The sequence below is a fragment of the Rhodoferax sediminis genome (assembly GCF_006970865.1).
Taxonomy (GTDB): Bacteria; Pseudomonadota; Gammaproteobacteria; order Burkholderiales; family Burkholderiaceae_C; genus Rhodoferax_A; species Rhodoferax_A sediminis.
In genome coordinates, this window is the sequence record NZ_CP035503.1 from 908,996 (window position 1) to 923,338 (window position 14,343).

General features: G+C 61.0%; 10 protein-coding genes and 2 pseudogenes. 5 read left to right on the forward strand and 7 right to left on the reverse strand.

The window, feature by feature from the left end; translation table 11 throughout:
* Positions 1-104: 104 nt before the first annotated feature.
* Genes EUB48_RS04340 through EUB48_RS04360 form a run of 5 tightly spaced genes read right to left on the reverse strand, consistent with a single transcriptional unit; the run spans position 105 to position 4,308 of the window.
* Positions 105-476 (reverse strand): copper-binding protein, encoded by a 372-nt coding sequence (locus tag EUB48_RS04340; RefSeq protein WP_338052420.1) that lies wholly within the window; start codon positions 474-476, stop codon positions 105-107.
* A 14-nt stretch (positions 477-490) separates the two neighbouring features.
* Complete coding sequence (locus EUB48_RS04345) at positions 491-937, reverse strand: DUF411 domain-containing protein (protein WP_142817778.1); 447 nt, start codon at positions 935-937, stop codon at positions 491-493.
* Complete coding sequence (locus tag EUB48_RS04350) at positions 934-1,428, reverse strand: cupredoxin domain-containing protein (RefSeq protein ID WP_142817779.1); 495 nt, start codon at positions 1,426-1,428, stop codon at positions 934-936. Before EUB48_RS04350 ends, EUB48_RS04345 begins: the two co-directional genes overlap by 4 nt.
* A gap of 35 nt (positions 1,429-1,463) precedes the next feature.
* A complete protein-coding gene (locus EUB48_RS04355; RefSeq protein ID WP_142817780.1) occupies positions 1,464-2,834 on the reverse strand; it encodes a multicopper oxidase family protein in 1,371 nt (456 codons plus the stop codon).
* A 13-nt stretch (positions 2,835-2,847) separates the two neighbouring features.
* Positions 2,848-4,308 carry a TolC family protein gene (locus EUB48_RS04360; protein ID WP_244618329.1) on the reverse strand — a complete coding sequence of 487 codons (1,461 nt, stop codon included), beginning with the start codon at positions 4,306-4,308 and terminating at the stop codon, positions 2,848-2,850.
* A gap of 668 nt (positions 4,309-4,976) precedes the next feature.
* Between EUB48_RS04360 and EUB48_RS04365 the strand changes: the two genes are divergently transcribed.
* Entirely contained in the window at positions 4,977-7,244 is a 2,268-nt protein-coding gene (locus EUB48_RS04365) for a copper-transporting P-type ATPase (protein ID WP_142817781.1), read from the forward strand.
* A 158-nt stretch (positions 7,245-7,402) separates the two neighbouring features.
* Here the strand turns inward: EUB48_RS04365 and EUB48_RS04370 are convergent, their stop codons facing one another.
* Both EUB48_RS04370 and EUB48_RS04375 read right to left on the reverse strand, forming a co-directional pair.
* Positions 7,403-7,813 (reverse strand): MAPEG family protein, encoded by a 411-nt coding sequence (locus EUB48_RS04370; RefSeq protein ID WP_142817782.1) that lies wholly within the window; start codon positions 7,811-7,813, stop codon positions 7,403-7,405.
* A 169-nt stretch (positions 7,814-7,982) separates the two neighbouring features.
* Positions 7,983-9,034: pseudogene (locus EUB48_RS04375) on the reverse strand (DMT family transporter).
* Positions 9,035-9,201: 167 nt separating this feature from the next.
* Between EUB48_RS04375 and EUB48_RS04380 the strand changes: the two are divergent.
* From EUB48_RS04380 to EUB48_RS04395, 4 genes and pseudogenes are all read left to right on the forward strand, one after another.
* Positions 9,202-10,155 (forward strand): chromate resistance protein ChrB domain-containing protein, encoded by a 954-nt coding sequence (locus tag EUB48_RS04380; protein WP_142817783.1) that lies wholly within the window; start codon positions 9,202-9,204, stop codon positions 10,153-10,155.
* Positions 10,148-11,325 (forward strand): annotated as a pseudogene (locus tag EUB48_RS04385) (chromate transporter). Before EUB48_RS04380 ends, EUB48_RS04385 begins: the two are co-directional and overlap by 8 nt.
* A gap of 627 nt (positions 11,326-11,952) precedes the next feature.
* Positions 11,953-12,273 (forward strand): glycine zipper 2TM domain-containing protein, encoded by a 321-nt coding sequence (locus EUB48_RS21820; protein ID WP_274595965.1) that lies wholly within the window; start codon positions 11,953-11,955, stop codon positions 12,271-12,273.
* 360 nt (positions 12,274-12,633) lie between these two features.
* The gene (locus tag EUB48_RS04395) at positions 12,634-13,500 is read left to right on the forward strand and encodes a tetratricopeptide repeat protein (protein ID WP_142817785.1); all 867 of its coding nucleotides are present in this window, start codon (positions 12,634-12,636) and stop codon (positions 13,498-13,500) included.
* The last annotated feature ends 843 nt before the right edge of the window (positions 13,501-14,343 follow it).

Genomic DNA, 14,343 nt, shown 5'->3' on the forward strand with positions numbered 1-14,343 from the left:
GCACCCTGAAATCAGTTGGGAGCGGATATTCCTGTGAAGTCTCCGGGCCGCCGTCGGCGGGTCAACTTGGGCCTCACTGCGTCGACAAAACGGTATCGATGGTGTTACTGCACCGGCTCAATTTTGGTGACTGTAAACAGGCCCCCGATGCGGTCGACTATGAAACGCACCTTGTCGCCTGGCTTCACGGAATCGAGCATGGCGGGGTCGGACACGCGGAACACCATCGTCATCCCCGGCATATCCAGATTCGCAATCGACCCGTGCTTGATAGTCAGCTTTTCGGCGTCCTTGTCCACCTTACGCACCTCACCCTCGGTCGTGGCAACCGCGCCGGGTGCGCCGGCTTGTTCCGCCAACACCGGTGACGTGGAAACCGAAGATTGATGGTGCATGGCGTGGTCATCGGACGCGGTCTGCGCGTTCACACCGGTAGAAGCGATGAGCGCAGCAAGAAGAAAATTGATAGGTTTCATGAGAGTTCCCTGAATTACTTGGGGTACGTGGCAAAAACGGTATCGTGGCCGTTGCGGTCAACCAACAGGACCTTGTACTGGTCCCGGCGAGCACCCATTTCCATGCCGGGAGAGCCGGCGGGCATTCCCGGGACCGCCAGGCCGATGGCCTTGGGTCGGCTGGCCAACAACTTCCCGACCTCAGCCGCAGGCACGTGACCTTCGAGGACATAGCCCTCGACCAGAGCGGTGTGGCAACTTCCGAAACGCTCGGGCATGCCCAGGCGCTTACGGGTCAGCGAGGTGTCGGCGACTTCCGTCACTGTCACCGAGAAACCCTCGGCCTTGAGGTGGTCGACCCATCCAGCGCAGCAACCGCAATCGGGGGTTTTGTAGACATGGATGTCGACGGCTGCGACGGCCGGCAGGGCCTGCAGCAGGGGGAGCCAGACGATGCTATTCAGCAATGCGCGGCGTTTCACTTCACCACCACCTGTCCGACCATCCCGGCCTCAAAGTGCCCGGGAACCAGACAGGCGAAGCTGTACTCGCCCGGTTTCGTGAATTCCCATACGATTTCGCCACTCATGCCTGGCTTGACGTGGGCCATATTGGCGTCCGAGTGCTCCATTTCGGGGAACTTCTTCATCAGCGCCGCGTGCTCTTTCAGCTCTTCAGGGGTCCCGATGACCATTTCGTGGAGGACCTTGCCGCGATTACTGATGACGAATTTCACTGTCTGACCTAGTTTGATGGTGATGTCAGACGGCGTAAAGCGCATCGCGTCGCTCATGCTGAGCTTGATGACTCGGTTGACTTTTTTTGGGTCACCGGCGTGGCCGAAGGCGGTCTCTTCCACTGTTGCCGCGTCATACGCTGTCGTTGGCGCGTGCGCGTTGCCATGCGCAAAAGTAGCAGTCGAGGCGAACGCCAGTGCGAAGGCGACTGCCTTCAGTGGGTTTTGGGTATTCATTGGTTACTTTCTTTAAACAAAACGGAGAATTGGGTTCAATGGCCTTCGTGGCCGCCCATGGGCTTGCGGACAATCAGCGTCGTCTTGTCCGCCGTTGGGCCTGCCGCGCGAGCGGGATTGGGTAGTCCGCCGGTGTACTCATAGGCGAGCGTTTTGGCTGGGTGCTTGTACCAACCCGGGTCCTTGTAATCGCCTGGTTTCACGTCATCGCGCACCTTGACGACGCTGAACATGCCGCCCATCCCGATGGCCCCGAAAGGTCCCTGGCCAGTCATCATGGGCAGCGTGTTGTCAGGCAAGGGCATCTCCATCTCGCCCATGTCGGCCATGCCGCGCTCGCCCATCACCATATAGTCGGGAATGAGCTTCCTGACTTTGTCGGCGACGTCCTTTTGGTCGACGCCAATCATGGTCGGAACGTCGTGGCCCATGGCGTTCATCGTGTGGTGCGCCTTGTGGCAGTGGAACGCCCAGTCGCCCGCCAAGGCATCAAACTCGATGGCGCGCATCCGACCTACGGCAACGTCGGTGGTGACCTCGGGCCAGCGGGCGGTCTTGGGAATCCAGCCACCGTCCGTTCCGGTCACCTCAAAGTGTGGACCGTGCAGGTGGATGGGGTGGCTGGTCATGGTCAGGTTGCCCATGCGAATGCGCACTCGGTCACCGGTTCTCGCGACCAATGGGTCGATACCCGGAAACGCGCGGCTGTTCCAGGTCCAAAGGTTGAAGTCCAGCATCGTGTTGACCTTGGGCGTAGCGCTGCCTGGGTCGACGTCGTAGGCATTCAACAGAAACACAAAGTCCCGGTCGACCTTCATCTGACGCGGGTCCTTCGGGTGGACGATGAACATGCCCATCATGCCCATCGCCATCTGCGTCATTTCGTCCGCATGAGGGTGGTACATGAAGGTACCCGAGCGCTGCAGAACGAATTCGTAGACGAAGGTCTTGCCTGGCCTTATCGCGGGCTGCGTGAGGCCGCTGACGCCATCCATGCCGGACGGCAGCAAGACGCCATGCCAGTGCACGGTGGTCTCTTCCGGTAGTTTGTTGGTCACGAATATCCGAATCCGGTCCCCTTCCACAACCTCGATGGTCGGGCCAGGACTTTGCCCGTTGTAGCCCCACAGGTTGACCTTCATGCCGGGCGCGATTTCGCGCACGACCGGCTCGGCAACCAGATGGAACTCCTTCACGCCGTTCTTCATACGCCAGGGAAGGGTCCAGCCGTTCAGGGTGACGACGGGGTTGTAGGGGCGGCCGGTGGTTGGTATCAACGGCGGCTGCATGTCCGGGGACGTTTGGATAACGGCCTCGGGCAGTGAGGCCGCGCCGACGCGGCTGACGGCGGTGGCACCCAACATAGTGGCGCCGGCGGTTCGAATAAAGTTTCTACGGTTGTTCATGATGAGTGTTTCTTCAATGAGCTCCGCCAGCCGCCAGCGCAGCTTTGGCGGAAGGGCGTTCGGTGGCGCTGGCGTCCGGTGAGCGGCCCGTCAGGGCCGTCTGCAGGTTGGTGTCGGTCACCCAAAAGTCGCGTAGGGCCTCGACATACCCGGTGATGCTGCTGACTTGCTCGCGGGAGTCCGCCAGCAGCTCAAAGACGCTGATGAGCATGCCGTTGTAGCGAAGCAAGTTCTCCTCCGAGATGCGTTTCCTGAGGGGCACCACCTCATCACGGTAGTGCTGCGCCAGGTCGAATGCAGTCCGATACGCCGAGTAGGACTCGCGCACCTCGGATTGAGCATTGATGGCCACCTGTGCCGTGCGATTGACGGCCTGCATATAGGTCGCTTCAGCGCGCAGCAACCGCGCCACGCCAAAGTCGAACAGGGGCAGCTCCAGCTCAATCAGGTAGCCGTTGCTGCGCGCCTCACCCGTTTGGCTCCTGTTGGCGTAACCGAAGTTCAGAACGTTGACAACGCGGGTGGCCTTCGTGAGTCCCAGTGACTTCGCCACGGCGTCCGCGGATCGTTTGGCCATCAAGACGTCCAGGCGTTTATCCATTGCCGTCTGCTCGGCGTCCTTCGGCTCGACCGCGGACTTCGGCAGCTCCGGCAGCCGCTCGGGCAGCTTGAAGTTCAATTGGTCGCTCCCGAGGCCTAAAAGCCGCGTCAACCGTTCACGCTCGGCCACAGCCTGGTGCTGGGCGCGAGCCAGTTGGGCTGTCGCGTCGGCATAAAACGCCTGTTCGCGCATTTGTGTCAGTTTGGAGAAGTTGCCTGTGTGGGCCATCCGGCGAGCCAGTTCACTCGAAGCCTGCGCAGCTTCCTTGACCTGACCGAAGTACTTGACCAGTTCTTGGGCCGCGACGGCGCTGAAGTAGGCGCGCCGCGTGTCAGCGGCGACACCGACCGCTTCAAAGGCCGCCTGCAGCTGGGCCTGCTCGAAGCGAGCCTGCTCGACTTGCTTGGCCAGCGGCATAGTCAAAAGGCCGAGCACATCGAATAGGATGCTGCGGTCAATTTCCACCGCGCCATTCCCGCTCAGCCGCCCGAAAGTGAACGAGGGGTTGCGAAGCCGCCCCGCTCGAACGAGGTCAGACTCGGCGATGCCGAGCTCCGAAAAGCTCGCCTGCAAGCCTTTGTTGTTAAGGAATGCGAGTTCGACTGCGCTGTCTGCCGTGAGTGGCTGCTGGAGCAACTCGTCCACGCGCGCCTTGGCGGAGTCGGCTTGTGCGTCGGGGCGTTGCCATGTAGCGGTTTGGCCGGTGCGCTCCTTCGTGAGCTGCTGCACGGTACCGAAGCCACCGTCCGGAGACACCGTCGCGCAGCCGGCGAGGAATAATGCAGCCCCCGCAGCAGCAAGGCGCTTCAGTGGCCGCATCGAGTGCGGCGCACGCATTTCGGCACGCGTTGCCATTATTCGTGTTTTCATCATGATTCAAACCATCTGGGGGGTGACGCAGGACAAGGCCCACGTCAGCGGGTACCCGTGCGACGGGCGCACGAGTGCTGTCAAGCCTCGCGCAGGAGGCGTGGGTCAGGTCAGATGGTTCGCGGGGGGCGCTCGAGGCCGTCCGGGACAAAGCTCGGTGCGGCAGCGGCAAAGACGGGAATGGGAGTTGACGCCAAATCGAGAGGTGCAGGCACTGTCAGAACCTGATTCACCATGGCTGCGACCGAGCAGCAAAAGACAACGCAGAGATTGCAGGAATCCGCACCACCAAGTGATTTACCATGTGACATAGGGGTGCCATCATCGATAGCGTCTTGGGCCGGCTGAACGCCATCGTGCGCAACAGCGTGGCCGTGAGCCGGCTGATGGCTGTGTGACGCCGTGGTCGCATACGCATCGGGCGCTTCGCACAGCATGCCAGCGGCCAACGCGCCCCGGATGGGGAGCAGTATGGCAAGCAATATCAGGAGCCAGATGCGGAGTCTTTTCACGATTTTGATGCTATCACAGGCTTTGTTTTCGTAGCTACTTCGAGGGCGTTGAAGGCCAGGCTGCGTGTAGAGAAGGAGTTTAAATTTCCTGTGCGGATGAAGTATTGACCTTCCCCCCGGGGGAAGGTCAATACTCTATGTGCAACGAAGGAGAAGAACATGCCAGACCCCGCAACTCCCATGGCCGCCGAGCCGCCGGCAGACCCGCACGCTCATCATGGCCACGTGGCGCATGACCATTCTGCCCACGCCCATCATGACGTGCATGCCGATATGGCGAGCTTGAAACCCGCTCCGGTCGGCGCAGCCAAGGTCGAGTACACGTGCCCGATGCACCCCCAGGTGCGCCAGATGGGGCCCGGCCATTGTCCCATCTGCGGCATGGCCTTGGAGCCGGTTGTCGCGACGGCACAGACTGGCGACAGCCCTGAATTGCGCGACATGACCCGCCGATTCTGGGTCGGCCTGGCGCTGACGCTGCCGGTATTCGCGTTGGAGATGGGTAGCCATCTCGTGAACCTGCACCATTCAATCGGGCAGCAGACATCCAATTGGGTGCAGCTTGTGTTTGCCACGCCTGTCGTCCTGTGGGCGGGCTGGCCCTTCTTCGTGCGGGCTTGGGCGTCCCTGAAAAATCGCAGCCTGAACATGTTCACGCTCATTGCTCTGGGAACCGGAGTGGCCTGGGTGTACAGCATGATTGGGACGCTGGAGCCACATTTTTTTCCGGCGGCCTTCCAGACTGAGGACGGTGCCGTACCTATTTACTTCGAGGCCGCCGCTGTTATCACCGTGCTCGTCCTGTTGGGACAAGTACTGGAACTTCGGGCCAGGGAGAAAACTTCGGGCGCCATCCGCGCGCTGTTGGACCTGGCGCCAAAGCATGCCATGCGGGTCAAGCCTGACGGCAGCGACGAGCATGTGCCCCTGGATGCGGTGCAGGTGGGCGACCTGCTGCGCGTGCGCCCCGGCGAGCAAGTACCGGTCGATGGCGCGGTCGTTGAAGGCAAGGGCAGCGTCGATGAGTCCATGGTGACCGGCGAACCGATGCCGGTTGTCAAAGCGCCTGGCTCAAAAGTCACGGCTGGGACGCTGAACCAGACCGGCGGCCTGGTCATGCGCGCGGAAAAGGTCGGCGCCGACACGCTGCTGGCCCAGATTGTTCATATGGTGGCCTCGGCGCAGCGCAGCCGCGCTCCCATCCAGCGCCTGGCCGACCAGGTGGCCAGCTGGTTTGTACCGCTCATCATCGGGATTGCCGTGCTGACCTTTGTGGCCTGGTTGATATGGGGACCGAGCCCGGCCTTCACCTACGCGCTCATTTCGGCGGTGTCGGTTCTCATCATTGCCTGCCCGTGCGCCCTGGGTCTTGCCACACCCATGTCCATCATGGTCGGGGTCGGGCGCGGTGCCCAGGTGGGCGTGCTGGTCCGGGACGCCGAAGCCTTGGAGCGCATGGAGAAGGTTGACACCGTGGTGCTGGATAAGACGGGGACACTGACCGAGGGCCGGCCACGAGTGACGCACATCGAGCCGGCGCCCGGGTTCGAGCGCGACACGGTGCTCCAGCACTTGGCCAGTGTGGAGCGCGCCAGCGAGCATCCGCTGGCCGCTGCCATCGTCGCCGCTGCCCTGGAGCGCAAGTTGACACTGTCCCCGGTCACGGACTTCGGCTCGCCGGCCGGCAAGGGCGTGGTGGGCGTGGTCGAGGGGGTGCAGGTTGTCTGCGGCAGACCCAGGTTCCTTGCAGAACAGGGCATTGATGTGGGGAGCCTCGCGGCCGCGGCAGAAGCGGTCCGGGCCCAGGCCGCCACGGTCATCTTCGTCGGCCTTGGCGGCCAGCTCGCTGGATTCGTCGGCATCGCCGACCCCATCAAGGAAAGTACGCCCCAGGCCATCAAGGCACTGCGCGCCGACGGTATTCGGGTCGTGGTGCTCACAGGCGACGGCCAGACGACGGCACAAGCAGTGGCGAAGGCGTTGGGCATTGACGAAGTCATCGCTGACGTGCTTCCGCAAGACAAGAGCCTGGTCGTGCAGCGGCTGAAGTCCGAGGGGCGCATTGTGGCCATGGCGGGCGACGGCGTGAACGACGCGCCCGCGCTCGCGGCCGCCGACGTGGGCATTGCCATGGGAACGGGCACCGATGTGGCGATGGAGAGTTCCGGGGTGACCCTGCTCAAGGGTGACTTGCTGGGCATCGTGCGCGCCAGGCGGGTGTCGCAAGCAACGATGCGCAATATCCGGCAGAACCTGTTCTTTGCCTTTGTTTACAACGCCGCCGGCGTTCCTTTGGCCGCGGGTGTGCTGTACCCGTTCTTCGGCATCTTGCTGTCGCCGGTGGTGGCCGCCGCGGCCATGGCGCTGTCCTCGGTCAGCGTCATTAGCAACTCGCTGCGATTGCGGGGCGTGCGCATTGATGAGTAGCGCTCGGACGGTCCAGTTTTAGAGGAGATGAAGGCCCCTCGCGACTGTCAACAATTATTCGCATGGTGTCGGCCACGATTTGCGCAGCCTGGACCATCAATTGAGCGGCTGGAAAGTCTTCGCCATTGGAGTTCAGTGGATGCAAACGCGAACGACTCCTAGCGTACCAAAAGCGCCCACACCCAATAAGCTGCGATAGCCAGCTGCACGACAAATGCGGAGAACCGGACATTCACCGCGGGCACGCTGAGCGACAGCAGATGGGCGCTCGATTGGATAAGACGGGCCACCAAAAACCAGGGCGCGAGACTGTCCGTGACACTGGTTCTGTCTGTGGCGATGGCGATGAGCAGGAGGCCGCCGAACAAGGGAAGACCTTCGATGCAATTCGCGTGCGCTCTGGAAAGCCGCTGCATGAACGGCGAGAGATTGGCGTTGTCCGGCGTGAACGCGTTCGACAGGGCGACCTCCTTCACCACCAGTCGCGTGCGAAGCGCCTCCATGAGGATGAGCAGCAACAACGACCAGCCAATGAACGCGGTCAACACCGAAGCAGAGATGGTAGTCACGGTTTAGCCTCCCCCAAGGTTGCACTACAAAGTTCCCAGCGTATCCAAGGCTCGCCTAAGCGTCAATGTGACTCGCGTGAGGACTAACGTTACCTCGAGCTCTTTTGCCAGCAGGTGAATTCCGGCACGAAATGAGTTGATGTGCTGTCGTGAACGTCTGCCGTTGTCGTCAATGCTCATGGCGATGATGCGCATCCGGGTAATGCTCGTGGCTGTGCGCCATCGGCTCATGGCGGTGCGCATGGCGATGAGGCTCACTGGCATCAACGCCCTTGTCATGCGCATGCTGATGGTGTTCGTCGTGAACATGCTCGTGGTCGTGTTCCATCGCTTCGTGCGCATGAAAATGCTGGTGGCGCTCCGTCAGGTGGAGCCAGACCCCAACGCTCATCGCCATGCCGGCGACGACCAGCTTCACCGTGAGTGGCTCGCCGAGAAGTGGCAACGCCAAGGCAGCGCCAAAAAAGGGGGCCACTGAAAAATATGCACCGGTGCGCGCAGTACCCAAATGCCGCAGGCCTACGACAAACAGGGCCAGACTCACCCCGTAGGCTAAAAAACCGACCACGGCGGCCCCGACAACATAGGGCAAGGGCGGCACCGGGCACCGATGGAAAAAGCCAACGCAAGATTGACGCTGCCTGCGACCAGGCCCTTGATGCAGGCTATCCAGGTGGCGTCGTTCAAAGACACGCGCCGGGTCAGGTTGTTGTCGAGACTCCAAGCCAGGCACGCGCCGAGTATGGCAACGGCCGGCATGGCGCTCGTCAAGTCTGCCCTGTCGGGCCAACTCAACACGACTGCCCCGAGCACGATGGCCAGCATGCCCAGGGCAATGCGCCGGTCTACGTTCTCCTTAAATGCTATCCAGGCAATGAGCGCCGTAAAGACGCTTTCCGCGTTCAACAGCAGCGACGCCGCCGAGGCCGGCATGTGTGTCAGGCCGTACATCAATAACACGGGGCCGACCACCCCGCCCGCCACAATCGCGCCAGCCAACCAAGGCCACTCGTTCGCCGGCATGGTCACTGGCGCGACGTTCCGAACCCAGCGGTAAATCCACAGACCCAAGCCGGACCCGAGATAGAACAAGCTGGCCAGCATCCACGGATTGACGCTTCCCATCAGTAATTTGGCCAGCGGTGTTCCTGCACCAAACAAGATGGCTGCACCCAGCGCCGCAAGGACGCCCGGGTGGCCCAGAGCGGGAAAACGTTTCATTTGGATATTGTCGCGCTCGGGCACGACTGTGGGGGGGTGGGGCAGCGGCCGGCCCGGCACTGGCCAGCAGGTAACCACCGAGACCGCTCAATCGCTCCAAACTCTCTTGCGATGAGTTATTTTTTGAATTACTATAAACTTTATAACATTATCGTTATCTGTATAACATGGAATGGTTAGCGCTAATTCTCAGCCTTCCTGCAAACAGTGCGACGACCCGAACGCGAATCTGGCGGGAACTGAAAGCACTTGGGGCCGGAACCCTGCGAGATGGGGTGTACCTGCTACCCACCCACCCTGAGTTGCGCAGTGCTTTGGAGGCCATCGAGGCAGACGTGGCGGCCACCGGGGGGAGTGCTCAAATCGTTCGTATCGTCTCCGAAGGAGCGCAGCAAGAGCGCGCTCACGTCATGTTGTTTGACCGTGCACAGGCCTTCGGGGAACTCGGCGAACGCATTTCGCAGGCCGGCCGAACCCTCAAGACTGAATCCGAAGCCGCAGCGATGCGAATGCTGCGCCGGCTCCAGAAAAGTTTCGAGGACATCTGCCGCACCGACTTCTTTCCCGGCCCCGCCCAACAGCGCGGGCGCAAGAACCTGGACCGGCTCCAGCGGGCCATTACCCTGCAGTTCTCACCGGACGAGCCCACGATGTCCGAAGGCTTGATTGAGCGTTTGGACAAGGCCAACTTTCAGCGTAAAACCTGGGCGACCCGCAAGCGGCCGGGCATAGACCGTCTGGCCAGCGCCTGGCTTATCCGTCGCTTTATCGACCCGGCATCCAAGCTCGTTTGGCTGTCCAAGCCTGCAGACGCTCCGGCGCTTGCCATTGGATATGACTTCGACGGCGCGCAATTCACGCACCGTGGCGAACGGGTGACCTTTGAGGTGCTGATGGCGTCTTTCGGTTTCGAAGAAGACTGGGCGCTGACCTACGTAGGACGAATCGTCCGCTTCCTCGATATTGGTGGCGAGGCACCAGCCGAGGCGACAGGGATGGGCGCTCTCTTCGACGGGTTGCGCTCGCTCCACCAGAATGACGACGAGTTGGTGGTGGCGGCCCTGGGTGCTTTCGACGGGCTGTATCAGGCATTCAAGATTGGAGAGAAGGCCGATGGCTGATGCGAGCAAGCCTGCTGGTCCGACCTACACGCTGTGGCAGATGTGCCTCTATATGCTGCGGCTGGGGGCCATGGGATTTGGCGGACCGGTGGCACTCGTCGGCTATATGCATCGTGACCTCGTGGAGCGGCGCAGCTGGATTGAGGATGCCGACTACCGGGAAGGCCTGGCTCTGGCCCAACTCGCGCCAGGCCCCCTTGCCGCTCAGCTCAGTATTTACATGGGCTATGTGCACTACCGCATCCTGGGCGCTACCCTCGCCGGCATTGCGTTCGTGCTGCCGTCGTTCTCGATGGTTGTCGCGCTCGGGGGGCCTACATACGCTTTGGTGGGCTGCCATGGATGCATGCCGTGTTCTACGGCGTGGGGGCCTGCGTGATTGGCATCATCGCGTTGAGTGCCCACAAGCTCACCGCAAAAAACATCGGACGTGACCGGCTGCTGTGGGCCATCTACCTCATTGCAGCAGCAGTCACGGTTGCGTTCGAGACGGAGTCTGTGCTGATGTTCCTGCTCGCTGGCGTCATCACCTGGCTGTGGCGTGCGCCGCCGAAATGGCGACCGAGCAATCGCCTGCACAGCGTGGCGCTCCCTATCGTGGGTGTTGCGGGGGTTGCGGCGACGCTCGACCAGCCCCTGCTGATGCAGCTTGCCTTGTTCTTCGCCAAGGCCGGCGCTTTTGTGTTCGGTTCGGGCCTTGCCATCGTTCCGTTCTTGTACAGCGGGGTGGTGACAGAGCATCACTGGCTGACCGAACAGCAGTTCGTCGATGCCGTTGCGGTTGCCATGATTACCCCGGGGCCAGTGGTCATCACGGTCGGATTCATCGGTTATCTGGTGGCCGGCATGCCGGGCGCATGCGTGGCCGCACTGGGGACATTCCTGCCCTGCTATCTCTTCACCATCATCCCGGCGCCGTACTTCAGGAAGTATGGCAAGGTTCCTGGCTTGCTGGCATTTGTCGACGGCGTGACCGCAGCCGCCATCGGTGCCATCACTGGCGCCGTCATCGTGCTGGCCAAACGCTCGCTGATTGATGTGCCGACTGTCATACTCGCGCTGGTCACGGTGGTGATTCTGTGGCGATTTAAAAAGCTCCCGGAGCCAGTGGTGGTGCTTGCCGCCGCGGTCATCGGGATTGCTCTGACATTGGGGCGCCACGCCCTCTGAGGTGTACTAAGGGTACCGTTCCAAGAGCCAATGCACGGCCACCGTCTTTGTAATGTGGGGCCGAATGGCCGCTGTTGGTCGTTCGCGGCGCCCCAGATGCGCCCGAGGCCGACGTCCGTATCAACCGAGAGCGAATGCTCGGATGTCCATTTCCCCCAACGGTTCTGGGTAGTGAACGTCTGCGCCAAGACCGCACAGCTCGTTGACGAAATTCGCCAACATTTTCGCCAATGTTGGCCTGCGAGCCGAAAACTTTCAGCGAAAAGGCGAGACCTCGGGCCGTGGTTTCTGTTGAACTCCGTTACAACTGAGATGCCTTGCGCGTCACTTTTCCTTTTGAGTCGCGCGTTGTAAACCCGTGGGCCGTCAATCAAAATTATCAATCGGAATCTCAAATGGAAATGAATCAATCCTCGAACCGCATTCACCGCCTTGATGGCGGGTGCAGCCGTGTCCGTCATACTCGTGAGCCTGCTGGGCATAGCAGCCATCACTGGCGTATTACCGACTTCACATGCCACCGCTGCGCAAACCACGCCAGTGACCGCACAGGCTCCCGTCGTCGCACCGATATCTGCACCTGCGCAGCAAGTCGTAGTTGCTCCCGCAGTCCGCGATGAGGACGCGGTGCACAAAATCGTCGTGCATCACCATCCGGTCCAGCACGCACAGGCGCAGTACAGCCAGCAGTACTCCCAGGCACCCGCGTACCAACAGCCAGCACCCGCGTACCAACAGCCAGCACCCGCGTACCAACAGCCAGCACCCGCGTACCAACAGCCAGCACCCGTTGCTAAAAATAGCCCTATTGGCATCGGCGTAGGTGCGGTGGTCGGTGGATTGCTGGGCAATCAGGTAGGCGGCGGCAATGGAAAAACCTTGGCAACCATCGCTGGGGCTGTGGGGGGTGGATTTCTTGGCAATGAAATTGCCAAACGAAATCCGTAACTCTTTAGATGCCGTCGTCAGGCAGTCTAGGCAGGCCGTTCGACTGGAAACATGTGGCGGCCGGCACTAATGCCTGCACGGTCTGGGTGTCCACTGTGCAGCACGCCATGTCCAGCGCTGGTCGCGCTCGGGTACAGCTCAGGGCATTACCGGAGCCGTCACACGATTCTAGAGTGATGACGCGGAACAAAGCTCAATGTCCGACGGCGCGAAATGGCCGGTGGACTATTGCGACGCAGATGTTGGCACGGCAGCTGCTCTCATCCGCGAGCTTTACCAGGGCGACACACTTTTGCGCTTGCTTTGGCCAGATAGACCACCACATCTGCGTGGCGTAACGTCTACGTTTAAAGGCAACAAATGCAGTACAAATCCATCCTTCAGCGAGCCGGCAAGTGGCTTGTTGTTGCATCATTTTTGAGCTTCGGGTTTGCCATGGCACAAGCCGAACCCACCATGGACCAGGTCTACGCCGCGGCCCAGGCCGGCAAGCTCGAGCAAGCTCAGACCATGATGCAACAAGTGCTGGTTGCTCACCCGAACAGCGCAAAGGCGCACTACGTGCAAAGCGAGCTCTATGCGCGTCAGGGCAAGCTGGCTCAGGCCCGTGAGGCGCTGACGACCGCCGAAAAGCTGGCCCCGGGGCTTTCCTTTGCCAAAGCAGGAGCCCTCCAGGCCCTGCGCTCGCAACTTCCCGCCAGGAGCAGCCCGATGGCGCTCGGCGGCTCGACCGTGCACTACGCCACTTCTGCAACCCCCACGTCTTCCTCCGCCTGGCGCCTGCCTCTGTTGCTCGCTGGCGGCGTGATGGTTTTGGGCTACTTCCTGTTCCGCAGACGCGTGCCCGCACCCTTGGCACCACAACCGGTCTACGCAAACCAGGGCGGTATGAGCGGCCCTCAGACGTTTGGCACGGGCGCTGGGAGCGTGATGCAACCGCCCGTTGGTCAACCCGTCGGCAGCGGCCTAGGCGGCCAAATCATGGGCGGCGTAGCCACGGGATTGGCCGTAGGCGCCGGTGTGATGGCAGCCGAGGCCATTGGGCGCAGTCTCATGGGTAACCATAACCAATTGGCAGCACAGGTCGGCAACTTCGGCAACAACGATAACCAACCCCTGGACCGAAACACCGACATGGGCGGTCAGGACTTTGGCGTCAATGACCCTGGTTCTTGGGATGACGGTGCAAGCGTCGACGTTGGGGGTGGTGGCGACTGGGACAATTAGTCGCAGCCGGGACGTTCGGCCGGTGTCGTCCTACTGCTCGTGCTCATGCCGTTTAGTTGCCAATTACTGACAACAGCGCGAGACAACCAAAAGCCCGCATGTTGCGGGCTTTGCGTGCGACGGCGCCGGAAATCCGCCGCTCAAACGTTCGCGCAAGTCTTGCTGTGTAATCGGCCGAGTCCAACAACGCGCATCCGGCCCAGAGCGGCCACATCTTCAAAACTCAACCTATCAGCTCTCAGCATTGATGCTTTCAGAGGTGAGGCGCGCATGCTTGATGCCCGCGTGAAATGTATCGCGATGGCAGCGCCAGACGATTTAATGAAAGCTTGACTCTTCACGGTGATATCAATAGCATCCCCAGCACCGAACGGATGAGTCAGTCAACTTGGACAACGTTAATGAATCACGATACTCACGATACAACAATACCATCGGTTCTGCGGTCGCAATATGATGACTTGAAACCCATAAAATCCACAAAGCCAACGGTTGCTCATTCCGTCCTGAAGATTATTCTGGCGGGCGTTGTGCTCCTGCTCGTAGTCCTGCTGTTTAAGCGTTGACTGTTGACAACGGCACCAGCCGTCAGAAAAGCGGCTTGCGGCGGGCATTGTCACTTCGCGCTCCCACTTGTCCATAGGTCTCAGCATCGGCTTTCGTTTGCCATGGCGTGCTCACCCGCGAATCGGCACCATCGCAGGCCAGCGGGTTGATGTAGTCGATACCATAGCCGTTGCATGGCCCCCTGCAAGTTTCAGCGCTGAAACTTGTCACTATATGGGATGACCACCCACACCGGCACACTGCGCTTGCTGCACGCCAAACATCCAGATGCGTCAA

Bases quoted from the DNA above. Each gene is read 5' to 3' on its own strand.
- EUB48_RS04340 (WP_338052420.1), bottom strand. From the start codon at position 476: ATGAAACCTATCAATTTTCTTCTTGCTGCGCTCATCGCTTCTACCGGT.
- EUB48_RS04365 (WP_142817781.1), top strand. From the start codon at position 4,977: ATGCCAGACCCCGCAACTCCCATGGCCGCCGAGCCGCCGGCAGACCCG.
- EUB48_RS04380 (WP_142817783.1), top strand. From the start codon at position 9,202: ATGGAATGGTTAGCGCTAATTCTCAGCCTTCCTGCAAACAGTGCGACG.
- EUB48_RS04395 (WP_142817785.1), top strand. From the start codon at position 12,634: ATGCAGTACAAATCCATCCTTCAGCGAGCCGGCAAGTGGCTTGTTGTT.
- EUB48_RS04360 (WP_244618329.1), bottom strand. From the start codon at position 4,308: ATGATGAAAACACGAATAATGGCAACGCGTGCCGAAATGCGTGCGCCG.
- EUB48_RS04355 (WP_142817780.1), bottom strand. From the start codon at position 2,834: ATGAACAACCGTAGAAACTTTATTCGAACCGCCGGCGCCACTATGTTG.
- EUB48_RS04350 (WP_142817779.1), bottom strand. From the start codon at position 1,428: ATGAATACCCAAAACCCACTGAAGGCAGTCGCCTTCGCACTGGCGTTC.